General features: G+C 58.1%; 23 protein-coding genes. 8 read left to right on the forward strand and 15 right to left on the reverse strand.

Annotated features, from left to right (window positions below; translation table 11 throughout):
• The first annotated feature begins 203 nt into the window (after positions 1–203).
• The 3 genes from INR77_RS13315 to INR77_RS13325 all read left to right on the forward strand — a co-directional run bounded on the left by INR77_RS13315 (position 204) and on the right by INR77_RS13325 (position 4498).
• Entirely contained in the window at positions 204–1520 is a 1317-nt protein-coding gene (locus INR77_RS13315; RefSeq protein WP_223071504.1) for a cystathionine gamma-synthase family protein, read from the forward strand.
• Positions 1521–1571: 51 nt separating this feature from the next.
• Positions 1572–2393, forward strand: a complete 822-nt coding sequence (locus INR77_RS13320) for an SDR family NAD(P)-dependent oxidoreductase (RefSeq protein ID WP_223071505.1) — start codon at positions 1572–1574, stop codon at positions 2391–2393.
• A 200-nt stretch (positions 2394–2593) separates the two neighbouring features.
• Positions 2594–4498 (forward strand): DUF1963 domain-containing protein, encoded by a 1905-nt coding sequence (locus tag INR77_RS13325; protein WP_223071506.1) that lies wholly within the window; start codon positions 2594–2596, stop codon positions 4496–4498.
• A gap of 7 nt (positions 4499–4505) precedes the next feature.
• Here INR77_RS13325 and INR77_RS13330 read toward each other — a convergent pair whose 3' ends face one another.
• Positions 4506–5039, reverse strand: coding sequence for a J domain-containing protein (locus tag INR77_RS13330; RefSeq protein WP_223071507.1), 534 nt, complete (start codon positions 5037–5039; stop codon positions 4506–4508).
• Between the two features lie 183 nt (positions 5040–5222).
• On the opposite strand from INR77_RS13330, the gene INR77_RS13335 reads away from it, so the two are divergent.
• A complete protein-coding gene (locus tag INR77_RS13335) occupies positions 5223–5378 on the forward strand; it encodes a hypothetical protein (protein WP_223071508.1) in 156 nt (51 codons plus the stop codon).
• A 67-nt stretch (positions 5379–5445) separates the two neighbouring features.
• On the opposite strand, the gene pal is transcribed toward INR77_RS13335, so the two are convergent.
• From pal to hisB, 12 genes are all read right to left on the reverse strand, one after another.
• The gene (pal, locus tag INR77_RS13340; protein ID WP_223071509.1) at positions 5446–5973 is read right to left on the reverse strand and encodes a peptidoglycan-associated lipoprotein Pal; all 528 of its coding nucleotides are present in this window, start codon (positions 5971–5973) and stop codon (positions 5446–5448) included.
• Between the two features lie 109 nt (positions 5974–6082).
• Positions 6083–7492 carry a Tol-Pal system beta propeller repeat protein TolB gene (gene tolB / locus INR77_RS13345; RefSeq protein ID WP_223071510.1) on the reverse strand — a complete coding sequence of 470 codons (1410 nt, stop codon included), beginning with the start codon at positions 7490–7492 and terminating at the stop codon, positions 6083–6085.
• 2 nt (positions 7493–7494) lie between these two features.
• Complete coding sequence (locus tag INR77_RS13350; protein ID WP_223071511.1) at positions 7495–8325, reverse strand: energy transducer TonB; 831 nt, start codon at positions 8323–8325, stop codon at positions 7495–7497.
• Positions 8326–8343: 18 nt separating this feature from the next.
• The gene (locus INR77_RS13355; RefSeq protein WP_223071512.1) at positions 8344–8793 is read right to left on the reverse strand and encodes a biopolymer transporter ExbD; all 450 of its coding nucleotides are present in this window, start codon (positions 8791–8793) and stop codon (positions 8344–8346) included.
• On the reverse strand, positions 8793–9503 hold the full coding sequence (gene tolQ, locus INR77_RS13360) for a protein TolQ (RefSeq protein ID WP_223071513.1): 711 nt from the start codon (positions 9501–9503) through the stop codon (positions 8793–8795). The genes INR77_RS13355 and tolQ overlap by 1 nt, the downstream gene beginning before the upstream one ends.
• A gap of 13 nt (positions 9504–9516) precedes the next feature.
• Positions 9517–9975: a YbgC/FadM family acyl-CoA thioesterase gene (locus INR77_RS13365; protein ID WP_223071514.1), complete on the reverse strand. Its 459-nt coding sequence runs from the start codon at positions 9973–9975 to the stop codon at positions 9517–9519.
• 108 nt (positions 9976–10083) lie between these two features.
• Positions 10084–10458, reverse strand: coding sequence for a histidine triad nucleotide-binding protein (locus INR77_RS13370; RefSeq protein ID WP_223071515.1), 375 nt, complete (start codon positions 10456–10458; stop codon positions 10084–10086).
• 1 nt (position 10459) lies between these two features.
• A complete protein-coding gene (locus INR77_RS13375; RefSeq protein ID WP_223071516.1) occupies positions 10460–10777 on the reverse strand; it encodes a phosphoribosyl-ATP diphosphatase in 318 nt (105 codons plus the stop codon).
• A gap of 134 nt (positions 10778–10911) precedes the next feature.
• Positions 10912–11712, reverse strand: coding sequence for an imidazole glycerol phosphate synthase subunit HisF (gene hisF, locus INR77_RS13380; RefSeq protein ID WP_223071517.1), 801 nt, complete (start codon positions 11710–11712; stop codon positions 10912–10914).
• A gap of 179 nt (positions 11713–11891) precedes the next feature.
• Complete coding sequence (gene hisA, locus INR77_RS13385) at positions 11892–12620, reverse strand: 1-(5-phosphoribosyl)-5-[(5-phosphoribosylamino)methylideneamino]imidazole-4-carboxamide isomerase (protein ID WP_223071518.1); 729 nt, start codon at positions 12618–12620, stop codon at positions 11892–11894.
• Positions 12617–13243 carry an imidazole glycerol phosphate synthase subunit HisH gene (gene hisH, locus INR77_RS13390; RefSeq protein ID WP_223071519.1) on the reverse strand — a complete coding sequence of 209 codons (627 nt, stop codon included), beginning with the start codon at positions 13241–13243 and terminating at the stop codon, positions 12617–12619. The genes hisA and hisH overlap by 4 nt, the downstream gene beginning before the upstream one ends.
• Positions 13244–13408: 165 nt before the next feature.
• Positions 13409–14038: an imidazoleglycerol-phosphate dehydratase HisB gene (gene hisB / locus INR77_RS13395; RefSeq protein ID WP_223071520.1), complete on the reverse strand. Its 630-nt coding sequence runs from the start codon at positions 14036–14038 to the stop codon at positions 13409–13411.
• Between the two features lie 143 nt (positions 14039–14181).
• Between hisB and INR77_RS13400 the strand changes: the two genes are divergently transcribed.
• Genes INR77_RS13400 through INR77_RS13415 form a run of 4 tightly spaced genes read left to right on the forward strand, consistent with a single transcriptional unit; the run spans position 14182 to position 16684 of the window.
• Positions 14182–14688: an SspB family protein gene (locus INR77_RS13400; RefSeq protein WP_223071521.1), complete on the forward strand. Its 507-nt coding sequence runs from the start codon at positions 14182–14184 to the stop codon at positions 14686–14688.
• 40 nt (positions 14689–14728) lie between these two features.
• Positions 14729–15100: a hypothetical protein gene (locus INR77_RS13405; protein ID WP_223071522.1), complete on the forward strand. Its 372-nt coding sequence runs from the start codon at positions 14729–14731 to the stop codon at positions 15098–15100.
• Between the two features lie 56 nt (positions 15101–15156).
• Complete coding sequence (gmk, locus tag INR77_RS13410; protein ID WP_255573792.1) at positions 15157–15813, forward strand: guanylate kinase; 657 nt, start codon at positions 15157–15159, stop codon at positions 15811–15813.
• A gap of 13 nt (positions 15814–15826) precedes the next feature.
• Positions 15827–16684 (forward strand): alpha/beta hydrolase, encoded by an 858-nt coding sequence (locus INR77_RS13415; RefSeq protein WP_223071523.1) that lies wholly within the window; start codon positions 15827–15829, stop codon positions 16682–16684.
• Between the two features lie 259 nt (positions 16685–16943).
• Here INR77_RS13415 and INR77_RS13420 read toward each other — a convergent pair whose 3' ends face one another.
• Positions 16944–17750 carry an SDR family NAD(P)-dependent oxidoreductase gene (locus tag INR77_RS13420; RefSeq protein WP_223071524.1) on the reverse strand — a complete coding sequence of 269 codons (807 nt, stop codon included), beginning with the start codon at positions 17748–17750 and terminating at the stop codon, positions 16944–16946.
• Between the two features lie 15 nt (positions 17751–17765).
• A complete protein-coding gene (locus tag INR77_RS13425; protein WP_223071525.1) occupies positions 17766–18905 on the reverse strand; it encodes an acyl-CoA dehydrogenase family protein in 1140 nt (379 codons plus the stop codon).
• Between the last annotated feature and the right edge of the window lie 74 nt (positions 18906–18979).

The following is an 18979-nucleotide window of genomic DNA, read 5'->3' on the forward strand; positions in this document are numbered from 1 at the left end:
CCGCGCGCGCCCTTAGGGTTTTTGCGCAGTGCTGTGGTTTAGTCGTGGAAATCTGGTTGCAACGGAAACCATCGCGCAATAACCTCGAAATGTCTTTGGGGAGAGGCGCTTCTGCGGAGGTTAGAGGCGGGTGCTCCAAAACACGCGAAATTGTGAAGTCCCTGCCTTCCTAGGGACGTGTACTTAGGAGGGAGACACGCGTCGTGAATGATGCAGTCAACGCAACAGGCAAGCCAACACCGCGCCGAAAGCCAAAACCGGAAAAAACCCACATTGGCGGCCGCGCATTGAAACCATCAACAATGATGATGGGGCATGGATTTGATCCGGAATTGTCGGAAGGCTCGTTGAAGGCACCGATTTTCCTTACCTCGACCTTTGCCTTCCCCAGCGCCGCCGATGGCAAGCGCCACTTTGAAGGGATTACCGGCCAACGCGAAGGCGGGGCAGAGGGCCTCGTTTATTCGCGTTTCAATGGCCCTAATCAGGAAATCCTCGAAGACCGCCTCGCGATCTGGGATGGAGCAGAAGACGCGCTCACCTTCTCAAGCGGAATGACCGCGATCTGTATCCTGATGATGGCCTATGTCTCCCAAGGCGATGTGATCGTCCATTCCGGGCCATTGTACGCGGCATCGGAAGGGTTTGTTGCCAAGGTGCTTTCCAAATTCGGCGTCACCTATGTCGATTTCCCGGCGGGCGCATCTCCTGAAGAAATCGAAGAGGTCATCTCACGCGCGAAATGCCAGGCGGGCGAAAATGGCGGTAAGGTCGCAATGATCTATCTCGAAAGCCCGGGCAATCCGACCAACGCCCTTGTCGATATTGAAGCGGTGAAAGCGGCGCGGGACAAGGTGCTCAAAAAACCCTGCCCCATTGCTATCGACAACACATTCTTGGGGCCGCTGTGGCAGCGCCCGCTTGACCATGGGGCGGACATTGTCGCTTACTCGCTGACGAAATATGTCGGCGGACATTCTGATCTTGTCGCAGGCAGCATTGCGGGCGCGAAAAAGTGGATGGATCCGGTGCGTGCTCTGAGGAACACGATGGGCGGTATCGTCGATCCCAACACCGCCTGGATGCTCTTGCGCTCCCTTGAAACGGTTGAACTCAGGATGCAGCGCGCTGGTGAGAACGCGGCCAAGGTGTGCGCGTTCCTAAAAGGCCATCCGAAGGTCACGGGCCTCGGCTATCTCGGCATGATTGAGGACACGCGCCAACAGGACATCTATGACCGCCATTGCCTTGGCGCAGGGTCCACCTTCAGCGTATTTCTGAAAGGCGGCGAAGAGGAATGCTTCCGCTTCCTTGACAATTTGCAGATTGCCAAACTCGCCGTCAGCCTTGGCGGGACAGAGACGCTCGCGAGCCATCCGGCTTCGATGACGCACCTCTCAGTACCCCATGCCCGCCGCCAACAACTCGGCATTTCCGACAGCCTTGTCCGGATCAGCATCGGGATCGAGGACGCAGATGATCTGATTGCCGACTTTGAGCAGGCGCTTGAGCACGTGTGAATTGACGACTACCCCTTTCGCTCAGCCAGTTGAGGCGAGAGGGGACAGTCGATGAGTGATACACGCAATCCCGTGGTTCTGGTGCTGGGCGCAGGTGCCGGAATTGGCGGCAATACGGCAAAGCGTTTTGCCAAGGGTGGTTATCACGCGGTTCTGGCAAGGCGCTCTGATAAAGAGGGGCTCGACCGGCTTGTCGCTGAGATCGAGGCCGAAGGCGGGAGCGCAACCGGCGTGCTGCTCAATGCAGTTGAAGATGGCACAATCGAAGAGCTGGTCGAGGCGACTGAGCGAGACATCGGACCGATTGAGGTGTGTCTTTTCAATCTGGGCGCGCAAATCGGCAATCGACCCTTCTTCGATACGCCGCACAAGGCGTTTGAGCTCGGCTGGCGAATGACCTCTTTTGCGCTCTTTCGCCTCGCCCAAGCGATGCTCCCAGCTATGGTGGAGCGTGGTCGCGGCGTGGTGCTTGTGACTTCTGCGACAGCGGCTGTGCGCGGGAATGCCGGACAACATTCGCACGCTGCCGCTATCGGCGGGAGACGAATGCTGTGCCAGTCGCTCAACGCTGAATTTGCGCCTCAGGGCATCCATATCAGCCACATCCTCGTGGATGGTCCGGTCGATGCGCCTGACACTCTGGGGCGGCTATTGGGTGACAGATATGAGGCTTTCAAAGCGTCCAAGGGAGAGGACGGGGTGCTTGATCCCGCAGCTTTGGCGGATACTTATTGGCACCTAGCGCACCAACCGCGCAGCTGTTGGAGCTTTGAAGTTGATGTGCGGCCTTGGACCGATACGCCGTGGTGGAACGATAACCCACCCACTGAGATCAATACGTCTTCAGCCAAGCCCAGAGGCGATCAGGGTTAGCCTATTGATCCGTCCAAGGCTCACACTGCCAACCCATTAAGGCGCCTTGTAAAATCGCATAAATATCCATTCTGGTGCGGCATTGCGTTAACGCTCAATTGACCAAGATTTATTAGAGTGCCTCGATAACCGGCTCCAATGCGGCGGTGTGCGAGAGGCAAACCAATGACACAAGGGGCATCGCTATAGGAACGCTTGCCATGCACATTGATCTTTTGACCGCTTCAATCAGCCCCGGCCTCTATGCGCCGCTGGCATTGATGGTGGGTGGTTTCTTGCTTGCATTGGTTTGCCTTGTCTTATGGCTTGTCTTGCGCCGGAAGCGGGCAAAACCCGCCAAGCCGCGAGCAACTACCGACGAAGTCGCAACTGCGGATGAAGCGGTCAGCGCTGATCTTCCCGCTGAAGCCGCAATTGCTGCAGCACCAATGGTGGCACCAGCCCCCGCTTCTGCCCCCACTCCTGCCCCCGCTCCTGCCGCCACTGGGCGCAGGCGACGCTCGCTTGTGGGCGGCGCTGAACGCGACGAGGGAACGCCTTCGGGCGAACCACCAGCGGCAAACGGCCACGAATTCGACGACGAGGCTGAGCCTCACATTGCCGATACCAATCTTGACGCAGACGAGCATGACGACGAACTCGCGGACGGTAACGCTCATGTCGAGTATGATGAAAACTTGGACGATCCGGCGATTGATGAAGAGCCGCATGACGAGATCGAATGGATCGAAAACGACGAAGCGCAATCCGATTTTGCCTCAGGAGAGGATGAAGCCAATGTGCCTGCGGCATTTGCGTTGACAAACACGCCCGGTGCAGGGGACGAGGCCCATGAAACAACCGTCTGTGCCGAAGTCAAAGCCGCCCGACAAACGCCGATCGTGTTTCGTCAGTTCCTGCCTCAGACACCGGGCACCGATGGTCTTTCATTCTACGGTGGCCAGCCCATTGGCCCTGAGAACTTTCAATGGCCGCGCGAACGTGGGGCCCAAGGCGGGGCGCCGTTGCAATTCCTGATGCAATGGGATTGCGCTGAACTGGCCGGACAAGACCCCACGGGCCTCTTGCCACAAGATGGCGTGCTATATTGTTTTGTAAACTGCGACCGGGATGATGAGGAGGACTTCCTCCAATCCCACGCCTTTGTTCACCATCGCGGCTCATCCCAGGCATGGGGCCCTGTCGAAATCCCTGAGGACGCCGGGCCAGCGCTTGGCCGAACGGCTGCCTTCAAGCTTAGCGGATGCACCGACTGCGTGCCTGATGCAGAAGATTATGTCCCGCGCGTCATGCCGCGCTTTCCGTTCGCTCCCATTGCTTTCACATTGCCGGACCCGCTCGACAATGATCCAAGGTATTGGTCAGACGCGCAGGCGGGCGAGGCCTTGCTCAACCTCCAGAAGAGCAGCGGTACAGCCCCGGCACCCACGAGCGAGCTTGACGTTCCCCGGAATGAAAAGGGCCGCCCTTTCCCCGTGTTCCCCCACGATTTTGGCGCAATTCGTGTGATCGCCAGTCACATGATAGAGGCGCTCAAATCCCCCGACCCGGTCCTTGCAGAAGCGCTTTATTCCGACCTTTCACCCGAAGAGCGCGATGCGCAATTTGGCCAATGGTTCGAGGAGGCGAAAGAACTCTATCTGCTTGGCACCCAGCGCCCCGAAGGTCACAGGCTTGAATCGAATATCTCTGATGACATCTGGAATTGGTTCGATGCGCGGCGCGGCGTGCTTGGCGGTGATCTTAACGCAATTGTCGTGGAGGCCGTTGACCTTAGCCTTTCAGTGAGCAGCGAAGCCTTGTCCCTCGTTCCAGCCGAATGGATCGACAAGGCGATGGATGCCCATGCGCTTGCCCGCGAATACGAAAGCGATGGGATTTTGCATATCCACGCTGCCACTCCTGCGCGAATGTTTGGCCCGCCAAGCTATGCTGACAGCGTGAGCGACACGCTGGTTGATGAGCACATCCTCTTGCTCGAATTGCCCAGCGGCTCAGGCCCGCAACACGATTTTGGCGGCAAGACGCTGCAATATTGGATTACGCCCGATGATCTTGCGGACGGGAAATTCGACCGCGTGAAATCAGTGGTGATCGACGCCTAGGCGCCGCTCACCCTTTCCATTCACGCCGCTCTTCTGCGACGCGCAAAACATCATAGGCAACCTGGAGTTTCTGAAACTCCTGTGCCGCCTCGTCATCCCCCGGTTTGACATCGGGGTGAACCAGCTTTGCCTTGGCGCGGTAGGCTTTCTTGATGGCCGCAAAATCGGCATCCGCCTCAAGCTCAAGCAGGTCGAGCGCGCGCATTTCATCGGCGCTTCTTGATCCATCGCCAGAGCCCGTCCAGCCATAATGCGAGGCCTCGGCATAGCCTTCGGATTGCTGGCGCTCTTCCTTTGCGCGCGCGGCTTTTTCAGCCTTGTCGAGCCCTTCGAAATAATCCCATTTCGAATTGTATTCGGCAGCGTGTTTTTGGCAGAAATACCACTTATCCGGGCTATTGGGCGCTTTGGGTGCGGGACAATCGCCCGGCTCATTGCAACCGTGCCGATCGCAAATGCGCACATTCACCGCCTCGCGCGATTCTTCATAGCCGCGCCAGCGTGGGAACCCCCAATCATTGGATCGCCGCGCTTTAGGCACGAGCGCGCTCTTGCAGGCAAATCATGTTGTTCGTCGGAAAGGTCACGCAGGTCATCTAGGCCCTCTGGCCGCGAAAGTGAAGATGTGGGAACAAGTTGCGATGTGAAATGTTGCAATGCAATAATTCGTTCATCATTGCAGCGCTAAAGCGCCGCAGCAACAGACAGGAAATTTTGTCCGGCCATGAGCCAGCAATTGCAAATCTCCAGCCTCGCAAGCGCACTGGCCCTCGTGTGCCTGTGCCTGATCGCGCGCGTGGGTGTCGAGATCAATGGCCCGGCTATGAGCGAAAACGGCGCTGTGCTGCAAGTGTTCAGCGCGAAAGCCACGCAAAGCTAGGCTAACACAAAAACGCGCCCGTATCCCTTTCAGGACGCGAGCGCGCTCTTAGCAAATTTCACAAAAATCAGTTGATGATGATGCTCGCGGCGCGGCGGTTCTGCGCCCATGCGGTTGGATCTGAACCAAGCGCCACAGGGCGCTCTTTGCCGTAGCTCACCGTGCGAATACGCGCAGGGTCAACGCCAAGGCTGACGAGGTAATTCTTCGCCGCATTGGCACGACGCTCACCCAGAGCGAGGTTGTATTCGCGCGTGCCGCGTTCGTCGCAATGCCCTTCGATGGTGAAATTCACTTGCGAGAATTGCGCGAAATATTGCGCCTGTGCCTGAAGCGCGGCTGCGTCAGTGCTGTCGATGTTGAAGCGGTCGGTGTCGAAATAAATCACAGACGAGCTGCCCACGGCGCGCTCAAAATGGGCCTGCGATCCGACCATTGGGCCAGTTGGGGCTGTAGAGGTCGGCGCAGGCGTTGGTGCAGGCGTTGCAGCAGGCGCGGGAGGAAGCTCTTCGGGTGCCTTTTTCGAGCACGCCCCCAGTGCCAGTGCAGACGTCATCAGAACAATTGAAGCTGTTTTGCGAGCTGAGAAAGTCATTAATTTACTCTCCGATTAAAAGCCGGGTGATCTGCCTTCCGGCGAAGCGGGTGAACAATTGCCCCGATTCTCGACCATGAATGGGCTGAGGCAGATTAACACATTTTGACTAAGGGCGAATGGGGCCCCACGCAGGGTCCGATGCATCAACGGGCGTAGGCAGGCGACGTTCGTTGCGACCGGTCAAGTCAACCTGCCAGAGTGATGAACGGCCAGACCCGCGCTCGGTGCGGAAGAACTGAATAATCCGGCCGTTAGGGGCCCATGTGGGCGCTTCATCCTGCCAACCATTGGTCAGCACTTTCATGTTGCCGCCGCCCGGTGTCATCACGGCCACATTGAAGTCGCCAGCGATGCGAGTGAAAGCGATCTGGTCACCGCGCGGGCTCCATTCAGGCGTCGCGCAGCGCCCGCCGAAGAAGCTGATGCGGCGTTGGTCGCTGCCATCGGCATCCATGACATAGCATTGCTGCGTGCCGGAACGGTCGCTTTCAAACACGATTTTTCTGCCATCGGGCGAGAATGATCCGCCAATGTCGATCCCCGGCGTATCGGTCAGCCGGCGTGACTGGCCGCCGTTCACGGACACCTGATAAATGTCGGTGTTGCCAGCCACGGCCATGGAATAGAGGATGGTTTTGCCATCAGGCGACCAACGCGGGGCAAGCGTCGGATTGCGGTTCTCTGTCACCAGCGTCTGTTTGCCTGTGCCAATGTCATAGACATAGATGCGCGGGTTCCCATCGACATAGGACAGATACATGATCTTCGAATAGTCAGGCGAATAACGCGGAGTAAGCGCAGTGGCGCTGCCCAACGTCAGGAAGCGGTGATTTGCGCCGTCTGAATCCATCACGGCAAGACGCTTTACCCGGTTATCCTTGGGGCCAGTTTCCGCGATATAGGCGATGCGGCTGTCGAAGAAGGGATCTTCGCCTGTCAGCCGTGCGTAAATCAAGTCGGAGCATTTGTGCGCCGCGCGCCGCCAATCAGCGGGGCGCACCACCCATCCTTCGCGGATCAGTTCATCTTTCAGCACTACGTCATAGAGGTAACATCCCACGACAAGCTTATCGTCAGAGCGTGCACGGACATAGCCATGCACCAGCATCTCTGCGCCGCGCCCGGTCCAGCTGCTCCATTCAGGCGCAGTGATCTGCGGGAAGTCCGGTGCAGGAAGGCGATCAGGCCCGGTCGGCTCGAAAAGGCCATTGTTGCGAAGGTTCGCTGTGATCACCCGCGCAATTTCGCGGCCCAAAGCGCCAGTTCCATCGGCATTCGCAGGGGTCGCCGTCTCGCGGTCAGTCGCAAAGGCGGGGATGGCGATGCCCAAGTCTTCCCAATCGCTTTCATCGGTGGTCGAACCCGTCAAGCCACCGCCGTCGCTTTCAGACGCTTCTTCAAAGGCGGTTTCAACATCACCGCCATCCGACAAAGGCTCACCAAGGTCTTGGTTTTGCGCAACAACCGGCGCAGCGCCAAGAGCCAGCGCCAAGCTAAAAACAAGCGATAATTTCATGCTCACAGCCTTCTATCAAACCTCCACTCGGAGATATTTTTCCAAGCGTTGTAATATTCATCGGGCAAATCGAAAGGGGCAGCGCGTTGAACCGCGCGTATAGCCCGTTCAGCGTGCAACGGGGCCTGTGGCCGATTGCTATCGGTGATGCCTGATTGGCTCACCACGCGCGGGGTTCCGTTCAACGATCCGTCTTCGTTCAGGCGAAAGGCAAGCACCGTCACCAATTGCTCTGCATCAAGTCCCGATGGCGCATCCCAGTAGGGGCGCAATTGGCGGTTGATCGCCTGTTGCAAGGATGCGCGCGCGCTTCGCCCGATCTGGCTTGCGGGGATACGCGTGTCATCTGTGGTCGTAGAATTGCCCGCACCGCCAAGGAAGTTATCGCCAATACGGCTCCCACCGGGCCGCTCACGCGGGGGCGTAGGCGTCGAAGTGCGGGTGGGCTGAGGACTGGGCTGAGCGCGCGGCGGTGTGCGCGTTGCGGGGCGAGGCTCAGTGCGCGTCGTGGAACGCGTCTCCGGCCTTGGCGTGGGCGGAGGTGTAACCTCAGCCGGCGTGTTCTGCGGCACCTCTTCGATTATCGGCGCGGGCTCCTCGGACAAGGTCGGAGCGATGGCCGCGCGGCTTTCGGCGACAGGGTCGGGTGCGGTTGATTCCAGACTAACTTCAGTAGCCAAGCTCACTGTCATGCGCTGAGGAATTGGCTTTTGCGTCGCGGTAAAAAGGAATTGCACGGCAAGCGCTGCCACAAGCAAAGCGTGAAGCACGATAGCGACCAAAAGGCCGATGCCGTCTTCCTTTTGAAAACTCCCGCTGTGAGGCTGGCTCATCTCCATCACCATCAAGACCTATGGCGCGCTCGATGAACCGTCTGTGACCAGCGAGATCGAGGTAAAGCCTGCGCGGCCAAGCTCGCCCATCACCGCCATTACCCGGCCATAGTCAAGGCCCCGGTCACCGCGCAGGATTATGGTGGGAAGCTCCCCATCCCCGCCCCGGTCAATCGCGGCCAAAGCCTCTGGTAACGCCCCCACGGGCACTGCGTTGTCTTCGATAAAGACAACACCATCGGAATTGATGCTGATCGTGACCTGTGTGGGGGTTTCTTCAACCGGATTGGCGCGGCTTTCAGGAAGCTCAATCGGAACGCCCACGGCTGGTAGCGTTACCGTGACCATAAAGATGATGAGCAGCACCAGCATCACGTCAACCAATGGCGTGACGTTGATTTCCGCCATTGCTGCGCGGCGGGTGCGCTTGCCCCGACGAGACCCGGAGGAGGCCGTTCCCATCCCCATTACACTTTATCCAACTCGCGGCTCAGCCCTGCGTGCACCTTGTCGGCAAAGCGCCCAAGCTTGGCCTCATACTGGTTCACCGAGTTTGAAAAGCGGTTGTAGAATATCACCGCCGGGATTGCTGCGAACAGGCCGATGGCGGTCGCAAACAAGGCCTCTGCAATGCCCGGAGCCACCACTGCGAGGCTTGCAGATTGCTGTGCGCCGATCTGAAAGAAACTGTTCATGATACCCCAGACGGTACCGAACAGACCCACAAAGGGCGCAACCGAGCCTGTGGTGGCCAGAAACGTGAGCTTACCCGCCAGATCATCCGCTTCCTCAGCAACCTGGCTTTCCATCGCCGCGCCGATACGCTCGCGCGCAGCGGGTTTGTCGAGCGCGCCGTTCTTGGTCGAGCGCCTCCATTCATCAAGCCCGGCCCCTGCGACCCGCGCTGAGGGGATCGCTGAACGCTTGGCCTTTGAAAGCATCGCCTCGCGGTCATTCGTGCTCCAGAAATCGCGTTCATATTCGCGGCTCGAAGAGTTCAGCTTTCCCAGTCGCATCACAAAGGCGATAATGATGGTCCAGCTCCAGATGCTAGCGAGGATCAGGCCAACCATCACGGCTTGAACGATAATGTCAGCCTGAAGAAACAGCTCCAGCGGGTCGAGCCTTGTGGGGCCCACCGCCTGCGTTGAAACTGCGGCTAGAGTAGTCAAAGTCACTTCGATGTGTCCCTCACGTGTTCATCAATGTCTTGAATGCTTCGCGCCACGGCGCAGGCTGTCGTTTCGGGCGACCGTCCAGTGAGATAAAGCCAACGCGCAAACTTGCCTCGCACAATACTTCATTGTCGCGCTTGGCGATCTGATGCATCCGGCACGATGCCGCGCCAAGTTCGGTGCAGGTTGTTTCGATCACCACATCATCGTCAAGGCGCGCAGGGCGCAGGTACTTAAGGTTCACCTCCGACAGAGCATAGGCACCCTCCCCGCTTTCAATCGCGGCGCGTTGGTCAATATCGAGCAGCCGCAAAAGGTCCGAACGCGCGCGTTCAAACCAACGCAAGTAATTGGCGTGATAGGTTATTCCTGAAAGATCGGTGTCCTCATAGTAAACCCGCACGGCATAAAAATGGGTCGCGCCGTCAAGGACGCCGCCCTGAAAATTCAGTGTGCTCGGATTGGGTTTAACCATAACCCTCGTGGATTAGCCTTTGTGCCGAATGCATTCCAGCACCAACTGCGCGCGGTCACATGAACGTCGACAGAATGAATCGCCCTTGCGACGGGTCGAGTGTCGATTTTATGCGATCATGCGGCCAAGGGGCTGACCGCCAAAGATATGGACGTGCAAATGCGGCACTTCCTGTCCGCCATGCGCGCCGATATTGGCCATCAGGCGATAACCCGGTTCGACTAGCCCCTTCGCCCGCGCGACCGTACCAACTGCGCGCACAAATCCGCCGATTTCCGCATCCGACGCCTTGGCGCTAAAATCGTCCCAGCTCACATATTCGCCCTTGGGAATGACCAGAGTGTGCACCTCGGCCTGAGGATTAATGTCCTCAAAGGCGTAGGCCCATTCGTCTTCGTAAACCTTATTCGACGGGATTTCTCCGCGCAGAATTTTGGCGAAGATATTGTCGGTATCGTAGGGAAGCGTGGGGTCGATCGGCATATTACTCGCTCCTGCTGGCTTTTTCGTCGAGGCCTGAAAGCCCTTCGCGCTTGTCGAGCTCGGCGAGCACGTCGTCAAAGCTCACCCCTTGCGCTTGCAGCAGAACGAGGAGGTGAAAGATGAGATCGGCGCTTTCGCTGACCAGTTCTTCACTCACGCCAGTCATGGCCGCGATCACCACTTCGGTTGCCTCTTCGCCGACCTTCTGCGCGATTTTTGCGGTGCCCTTGCCTTGCAGCTTGGCAACGTAGGATTCCTCTGGCGAGGCGGTCATGCGCTCGGCGATGGTGCCTTCGAGGCGGGTTAGGGTGTCACTCATGTCCAATTCTCGTCATTGCGAGGAGCCGAAGGCGACGCGGCAATCCATGGAGGGGCCGTTTCGCCGAGGCGAGGCCTCAGATCATGGATTGCTTCGCTACGCTCGCAATGACGAAGTTTCAATATTCGAAGCGGTTAAATCCCGCGCGCCGGAAGCCCCGCATCGCGAAGCGCCTTGTGCGCCTCTGCGATGGAGTGCGTGCCGAAATGGAAGATTGATGCGGCGAGCACCGCGCTCGCCCCGCCTTCGCGCACTCCGTCAACAAGGTGGTCGAGATTACCCACGCCGCCACTTGCGATAACGGGAATGGAAACCGCATCGGCAATGGTACGGGTCAGTTCGAGGTCATAGCCCGCCTGCGTGCCGTCGCCATCCATGCTGGTCACGAGCAATTCGCCTGCGCCAAGCTCGGTGACCTTTTTGGCGTATTCGACAGCGTCAATTCCGGTGGGCTTGCGCCCGCCATGGGTGAAGATTTCCCAGCGCGCCTCGCTTTGCGGCTCTTCGCCTATCACTGGCACCTCTGGCGTAACGCGCCGCGCATCGACACTGGCGACTACACATTGGCTGCCGAATTTGGCGGCGATTTCGCTGACAAGCTCAGGCCGAGCGACGGCTGCGGAATTGATCGCGACCTTATCCGCACCGGCCAGCAAGAGCGCGCGCGCATCCTCAACGCTGCGCACACCTCCACCGACGGTCAGTGGCATAAAGCACACCTCCGCCGTGCGTTTGACGATATCGAGCAGCGTGCCCCGCCCTTCGTGGCTGGCCGAGATATCGAGAAAGCAAAGCTCATCCGCCCCCGCCGCATCATAAGCGCGCGCTTGCTCCACAGGATCGCCAGCGTCCTTGAGATCGACGAAGTTGACACCCTTCACCACGCGCCCATCGGCCACGTCCAGACACGGAATTACTCGGACCCGAACAGTCATTTCAATCCTCGACGCATATCTTTTCGCCTTCAGAAAATTCGTGACAAACTGAGATGACAGGCTCCGCCAATAAGAACCATATCGCGAGCAAAACGCCAATCCACAAGGGCGCCGTAACGAATGCAAGCGCAATCCAGAAGCGCCAGCCGGTCGCAGGTTTGCCCTTGGGATTCACACCCTTAACTCCGCGCTCCCATCTGGATCGCCGCCGCGAGGTCGAGCTTGCCCTCGTAAAGCGCGCGGCCGGTGATCACCCCCTCAATACCAAGGTGCGATTGAATTGAGAGGATGTGGATGTCAGAGATGCCTTTGACCCCGCCGCTGGCGATGACGGGAATGTCGACGCGCTGCGCGAGTTCTACGGTGGCGTCGATGTTGACGCCTTTAAGGAGGCCATCGCGGCCAATGTCGGTAAAGAGCAAAGAGGCAACGCCTGCATCCTCAAACCGGCGCGCGAGGTCCACGACGGGCACGTCGGAGACTTCCGCCCAGCCTTCGGTGGCAACCATGCCGTCTTTGGCATCGACCGCGACAACAATGCCGCCTTCCCATTCGCGGGCCATTTCCTTGACGAATTCGGGATCTTTCAATGCCGCAGAACCCATCACCACGCGCGCAACGCCAAGGTTGAACCAACCCTCAACCGCTTTCGCATCGCGGATGCCGCCGCCCAATTGCACATAGCCGGGGAAGCGCTCGATGATGGCTTTGACCGCCTCGACATTGCGTCCCTCGCCCGCGAATGAACCGTCAAGGTCAACCACGTGCAGATGCTCCGCACCCGCGTCGGCAAAGATCATCGCCTGAGCCGCAGGATCGTCGCCATAAATGGTCGCGCGGTCCATATCGCCCTCGGCAAGACGCACGACTTCGCCGCCTTTAAGGTCGATTGCGGGAAAGATGATCATGGCTTCCACTCCAAAAAGCGAGCGAGCGTTGCAAGGCCATAAGCCTGACTTTTCTCAGGGTGATATTGAACGCCGCAAATATTGCCTCTGGTGACCGCTGCGACAAGCCCTTCCCCGTGATCGGTCAAGGCCGCAACGTGATACGGATCGTCCGCGATAAAGTGGTAGGAGTGGAGGAAATACGCCTCCCCCGCCTCAACCACCGCGTGGTTTTTCGCATGGGGCATGAGCGCGACATCGTTCCAGCCCATATGCGGCACCTTGATGCTTGGATCGTGCGGCGTGATCAGCTTCACTTCCCCCGGTATCCAGCCAAGCCCGTCGTGGGTGCCATGCTCCAGCCCCCGGTCAGCAAGCAATTGCATCCCGACGCAAATACCAAGAAATGGCGCGCCGCCATTGCGGACCCGCTCTTCAAGAGCTTCGACCATGCCCGGCACCGCGCGAAGGCCATCCGCACACGCCTTGAACGCGCCGACACCGGGAAGGACAATACGATCAGCCTTGCGGACTTCATTAGCATCAGCGGTCACACAAACGTCTGCCCCCACAGCCTTCAGCGCATTGTGCACCGAGTGGAGATTGCCTGCGCCGTAATCAACCAAGGCGACTTTATTGGTCATTGCGAAGCACCACGGTTGCAAAGCAACCGCAAGGGCGGAGTCGAAGCCGAAGGCGCAGACGGCCATAGGCCACCTGCAAGGCCGCCCGCAGCGGGTCCGCAGCGCAAGCGGAGGACGTCTAGCGAGGACGCGCGCCCGGATGGGCGTGCGGAAACCAAACAAACGCTAACCACCAAGCTGCCCCTTGGTACTCGGGATGGCGCTGCCTTTCCTCGGATCGCGTTCCACTGCAATTCTCATCGCGCGGGCAAAGCCTTTGTAGAGACTTTCGCAAATGTGGTGATTGTTCGTCCCGTAAAGCACTTCCAAGTGCAGCGTCAGTCCTGCTGATTGCGCAACGCTTTCAAACCAGTGCTGGATCAGCTCGGTGTCCCATTCGCCCAGCTTCTCTTGAGTAAACTTGGCTTTCCAAACGCAATAAGGCCGCCCTGAAATGTCGAGCGCAACCCGGCTTAGCGTCTCATCCATCGGTGAATACGCACTGCCATAACGGCCAATCCCGGCCTTATCGCCCAGCGCCTCAGTAAGCGCCTGACCCAGCGCAATTGCGCTGTCTTCGGTCGTGTGATGCTGATCGACGTGCAAATCGCCCTCAACTTTCATCGTCACATCGATGAGGCTGTGCTTGGAAAACTGCTCGACCATATGATCGAGAAAACCAATTCCGGTGGACACATCATAAGTGCCCGTCCCATCGAGGTTAACCTCAATCAAAATCGAGGTTTCTGCGGTTTTTCGCTCAATTCGGCCCTTACGAGGTTCGATTTGAGGCGAGGTAGATGCTGCATTGCTCATGGGATGGAAGCCTATAGACGCCGCCGCCTCTCTTGCAAGCACCCGCGCGAGGTCAAATTGCCCCGCCTGCACCCTTTGCGCTCACAAATCTCGCACGAAAGCCTTGACCAAAGTCGCGCGTCTCGGCACCACTCGTCAATGTGATGACCGAAGACACACCCGATAGCCTCATTCCCTACGATGAAATCGTGCAAGAAGCGCTGCGCGCCGTGGTTGGCCGCGTGCTCGGCGAGATTGAGCGTGGTGGCGGTGAACTGCCCGGCAATCACCATTTCTACATCACGTTCAAGACCGGCGCTGCCGATGTCTCGATCCCGGATCACCTGCACGAACGGTTCCCGGATGAGATGACGATCGTGCTGCAAAACAAGTTTTCCGACCTAGAAGTGCGCGAAGACGGGTTCAGCGTGCGCCTGTCGTTCAACCAGATCCCGGCAACGCTCAGCATTCCTTTTGCCGCGATCACCGCCTTTGTTGATCCCGCGGTGGATTTCGGCCTGCAATTCCAGGCCTCCGTGCCAGAGCATGAGCATGAAGAGCACGATGAGGCCGAAAACGACGCGGACAAGTTCAGCGACGCGGCGAGTACAGTCGAAAGCGGCGAGGATGGCTCCAATGTCGTGACGGTGGATTTTGGCCGCAAGAAATAGGCGTATGGAACCTTTACGCTGCTTTGCGAATATATAGGCCATGGCAAGCAAGCACTCCAAACCCGTAAAGCGCGCGCTAAAACCGCTCGCGACCTCGGCAACCAATATCGCTTTGGTTGAAATCGTGCTTCGCGCGCTCAGCTATCGTTTCAGAGACAAGGTCGAAAGCGAGATGGTCGAGGCTGCGAATGAAAAGCGCAGCAATGAAGAAGAAAAGCTCGTCGATGGGCATTCCTTGATCACCTCAATTGGTCTTTATGGCGCCGCCAAGCTGGCGGCAAAATCGCCCGCTGGCCTTGGGATTGTCGCCGGCGGACTGGTGCTTAAAACGCTATATGATCGCGGGAAATCCGTGCGCGCCCGGCGCGCGGCTCGGCAGATTGAAGGCCCCACGAAGGTCGAGGGTAAGTAACGTTAACCTCACTCAGGCACTTGATTTCAACGCCGCTTCGTGTGCAACGCCTGATCATGAGCGCACAAGACATGACCACCGACACCACTGACAAACTCGCCCGGCGTGGCCTTTTGTTCATTCTCTCCTCGCCATCGGGCGCGGGAAAGACGACTTTGTCGCGCAAACTGCTTGCCCAGGATGAGGACATTCAATTGTCCGTCTCCGCCACCACGCGAAAACCGCGTCCTGGAGAGGTCGATGGCAAGGACTATTACTTCGTCTCCGATGCCGAATTTGATCGCATGATCGAAGAAGACGACTTTTACGAATGGGCCCCGGTTTTCGACAACCGCTATGGCACGCCCAAAGGTGCGATCCGCAAGGGCTTGAAAGAGGGGCAGGATTACCTGTTCGACATCGACTGGCAGGGCACGCAGCAGTTGAAGCAAAAGGATGATCAGGACGTCGTCACCGTCTTTGTCCTGCCCCCCAGCCTCGAAGAATTGCGTCGGCGCTTGGAATCCCGCGCTCAGGACAGCGCCGAGGTTATCGACGGCCGCATGGAACGCGCCCGCGATGAAATCAGCCACTGGGCCGAGTATGACTATGTCGTGGTCAATGACGACATGGAAGCCTGCTTCGACCAAGTCTGCGAGATCCTGCACGCCGAACGGATGCGCAGAAAGCGTCAGACCGGGCTTATTCCGTTTGTGCGCGAATTGATGGGGTAGGATTGGCGGTCCGGTGATAAAGTGGAGCCTTCGCCTCGCTGTTATTAGCTTTGCGTTTTTCGTATGCGCGGTTTTAGGGTTCAGCCATCTTGCAATCCGAGCCACGCTTTCGCAGGTTGGGCAGCTTGCTGGCGCAGAACAGCGCTTCACTCTCACCGCAGAGGACGGCACCGAAATCGCGGCAAGCTTTGTTTCGGCTGAGCAGGAAGACGCGCCAGTCATTCTTCTCCTCCACGGCAATGGTGCCTCTCGTGGACAATTTGGTGGGCACCTGAATTGGCTACCAGCAAACGGGTTTCATGCCCTCGCAATAGATTTTCGCGGGCACGGGCTATCGGCTGAGCAATCCAAGAGCTTCGGCTATAACGAGGCGCAAGATGCGCACGCCGCAATGCGATGGGCGCGTACTGAATTTCCAAATTCTAAAGTCGGTGTGCTTGGGATTTCACTTGGAGGTGCAGCGGCTCTGGTAGGCAAACAAGGTCCACTAGAAGCCGATGCGATGATCCTCCAAGCGGTCTATCCTGATTTTGATAGAGCGGTTCGCAACCGTGTGCGATTGTTTGGCGGTGATCTTGCTGCAAGCGCCCTAACTCCGTTCCTGACCTATCAGGCGTATCCCCGATACGGGGTAAGCCATGAGTTAATCTCACCGGTACTGCGCGCGCGCGAATTCGAACGGCCGATACTGGTTATTGCTAGCAGGAACGATGAATACATCCCTGTGAGCGAAAGTGAGGAACTCGCGGAAGCATTCCCCGGACGCCATTGGCTCTGGCTAGTCGATGGTTTTAGTCATGGCCAGATCAGCAGCCTTGATGATGAGGTTTATCGCGCGCGCGTCATCACGTTCTTCCGCGAGGAACTGTAATGGACGAACGGATTGTCTTTTAAAACTCGGCACTCTTTTTCTTGGAAAACCATCTATTTGGTTCAACGCTGACTAACGGTGTTGCCCCGACGCCCAGCGGAATTTGCATACTCATTGGCACCGGGTCATATGGCGCATGATCAACGTCATGCCTAACGCTCCAACCCTTCCCTACAGCAAAAAAAGCCCGGAAATCCGGGCTTTTTCTTTGTCTTGATGTCGAATTTGACTGACAGCGCTGTCAGGCCATCAGCTCAGATCACTGGCCCGATGGGTCGACAAAATTGCCCGCACCCACATTGGCGTTCACCACGCCGCCGTCGATGGCGATGGTGGTGCCTACCACATAATCGCCTGCACGGCTGAGCAGGTAGATCGCGCCGCCTGCCATATCCATTGTGTCGCCAACCCGCTTTGACGGGATGCCGCGTTCGACCATGTCCTGATTGTCACGCGCCGCTTTGTTCATCTCGCTTGGGAAAGCGCCCGGGCCAATGCCGTTGACGATGATATTGTCGTTCACAAGCTCAGCGGCCATCCGGCGCGTCAGGTGGATAAGGCCAGCCTTCGACGCTTGATAAGGATAGGTCGGCCATGGGTTCGATTTCATCCCGTCGATCGAAGCGATCATCAGAACTTTCGCAGGGCGCTCTGGCGTACCAGCAGCTTTCAAAAGACCGTGCAGTTTTTGGGTGAGGAAGAACGGCGTTTTGACGTTCAGATCCATCGTGCGGTGCCAGCCCGCCTCACTGAATGTTTCGAAAGGTTCGCCCCATGCAGCGCCCGCATTGTTCACCAGAATGTCGAGCTTGTCTTCACGCGCCGCGATTTCATCCGCCAGCGCCTGAATACCGTCCATCTGGCTGAGGTCAGCGACAAGACCGATGACTTTATCGCCCAGCTCGGCGGTGGTCGCATCGACCTGTTCTTTCTTGCGTGCGCAGATGTAAACCTTCGCCGCGCCCGCTGCGAGGAGCCCTTCGACGATCATCTTGCCGATCCCGCGCGAACCGCCGGTTACGAGAGCAACGCGCCCTTCGAGGCTGAATAGTGAATTGATATCCATGTGAAATTCTCTCTCTTAGTATCCGCTAAGCTGCGCCACGCGATTGGCGTGGAAATAGGCATCGCCAAGGAATTCGGCGAGCGCGCGGTCGCGTTTCATGTAAAGGCCGATGTCATATTCGTCGGTCATGCCGATCCCGCCGTGCATCTGGACACCTTCCTTAACCGCAAGACCAGCCGCCTTGGCGACTTTGGCCTTGGCCACCGAAGTCATCAGGTCAGCCGATGGCGCGCCTTCATCAAGCAATTGCTGCGCCTTGATCGTCGCTGCGCGGGCAACTTCGACCTCGGAATAAAGATGCGCGGCGCGGTGCTGGAGCGCTTGGAACTCACCGATCAATTTGCCGAACTGCTTGCGCTGTTTGAGGTAATCGACGGTCATGTCCATCGCGCCTTGCGCAACGCCTACGCCTTCGGCAGCAGCGCCAACACGGCCTGCGGCAAGCATGGCGTTCAGGACTTCGCGCCCGCCATCGACCTCGCCAATGACGGCATCGCCATCAAGCTCAACGCCGTCAAATTTGATGTGGCTCGCCATGGAGCTATCGACGAGGCGAACCGGATTCTGGCTCATCCCATCTGCGTCCTGGGGGACAGCGAAGAGGGTGATCCCATCCTCATCCTCATCCGAGCCGCTGGTGCGCGCGGCGACCACGATCATATCCGAGCTTGCGCCTTGAATCACAAAGCTTTTCGAGCCTGAAAGCTTGAAACCATTGCCTGACTTCTCGGCGCGGGTTCCTATGCGGCTTGGCCGGTGCTTGGCGGTTTCATCGATAGCAACGGCAAAAACGCTCTCGCCTTCGATAAGGCCTGGCAGATAGCGCCCCTTGAGGTCGGACGATGCGTGGCCAAGAGCGGTCGCCGCCAGAACGCTGGAGGTCAAAAAAGGCGATGGGGTCAGGTTGCGGCCGATTTCTTCCAGCACGATACCGGCTTCGACATGGCCCATGCCAAGTCCGCCATCATCTTCGGAAACCAGCATTCCGGTAAAGCCCATTTCGGCCATTTGCTTCCAAAGACCGTGGCCAAAACCATCCTTGCAATTGCGGTCGCGCCAATGACGCAACTGCTTAGAAATATTGCCCTCTTCGGCCATGAAGCCGCGGGCGCTATCGGCGAGCATCGCCTGATCTTCTGTGTGATACAGAGGCATTGTCTATTCTCCCAAACCCCAAACCTCTGACCTGAAGGCCGAGAGAAACGGGGCGTCCATTTGTTTAAGCTTGT

Source organism: Erythrobacter sp. SCSIO 43205, assembly GCF_019904235.1.
Classification (GTDB): Bacteria; Pseudomonadota; Alphaproteobacteria; order Sphingomonadales; family Sphingomonadaceae; genus Erythrobacter.